The sequence below is a fragment of the Agathobacter ruminis genome (genome assembly GCF_002735305.1).
GTDB lineage: Bacteria > Bacillota > Clostridia > Lachnospirales > Lachnospiraceae > Roseburia > Roseburia ruminis.
The window spans coordinates 1-1023 of record NZ_PDYG01000093.1; the positions used below are offsets into that span (position 1 = coordinate 1).

Consider the following 1023-nt stretch of genomic DNA (forward strand, 5'->3'; position numbering starts at 1 on the left):
GCACTCGATCATCGTAACCCAAAAAAATATAAATGATCTCTTTATATGTGCGCATACAAAAGCACGACATAGCTATTCATTTAGTACGTTCATGAGAAAAGCGAAAAAAGAATGGGGTAACGAGTGTACTTTTCGAGTTTTTCATTTTAAATAGGGGATGTGGTTATGAGAACAAAGAAATGCAGAATACTGGTACTGACTGTGTTGGTGCTTGCCTTGCTGGCGGTTGCCGCATTTTTTGGATACCGGCAATGGTATCGACGCTTAAATGTGGAAGAGCTTGAAGTATTCTTTGAGGTGCACAAGGATGTGGACTTGACGCAGGAACATGTGGATGAGATTAACAGCATGCTTGATCAAATTGCAAGTGGTAAGATAAAAGCAAATGAATGGACCGGGGCAATGAATATAGCTGACTTAAATGATAATCAGCAATATGGGGAGCTCTTTGATATATTTGTTCGCTATGAGTGGACAAGGAAATGGACCGGAAATGATTATAAGGTCTCTTATGCCATTGATTATTCAAACTTGGATGAGGATGAACAGGTGTTTTTCGCAGAAATGGGAATGAATGAAGTGGATGAACTGTTCCATGAGGAGGATACCGATAAGAAATGCGCGAACGGTGTGATTTTATGTGGATGTACTTATGGCATGTCTTATGATGCGATTGCAAAGATCGCGAATAAGCTGAAGGTATATGCGTATATCGAGGATCAAAAGGGACATGTCAGCAAGCGACAATTGACGGTTTGTGCAGACAATTATACAGTTGGATATGAAGCTAATGAAGGTGAAACATATGAGTCGTTTCTAAGTATGTTTAAACCAAATCCGTTTGAATAGGTTGCAGAATGAAAGGAGTTTTTTATGAAAAATTATTTGAAAAGGGTTACTGTTGTATTACTTGCGCTTGTCCTAGGGATTATGTCGCATACTTCAGTGGGATTGAAGGCTGACGTGGCTCCACCACCGGATTTAAAGTGGAACGGAGAAGCGGCCGCAGAATATGCCAGAGAA

At 40.3% G+C, this 1023-nt stretch carries 1 protein-coding gene; it reads left to right on the plus strand.

The features are described 5' to 3' along the window. Nucleotides 1–165 precede the first annotated feature (165 nt). On the plus strand, nt 166–849 hold the full coding sequence (locus CSX02_RS10325; protein WP_099386618.1) for a hypothetical protein: 684 nt from the start codon (nt 166–168) through the stop codon (nt 847–849). The last annotated feature ends 174 nt before the right edge of the window (nt 850–1023 follow it).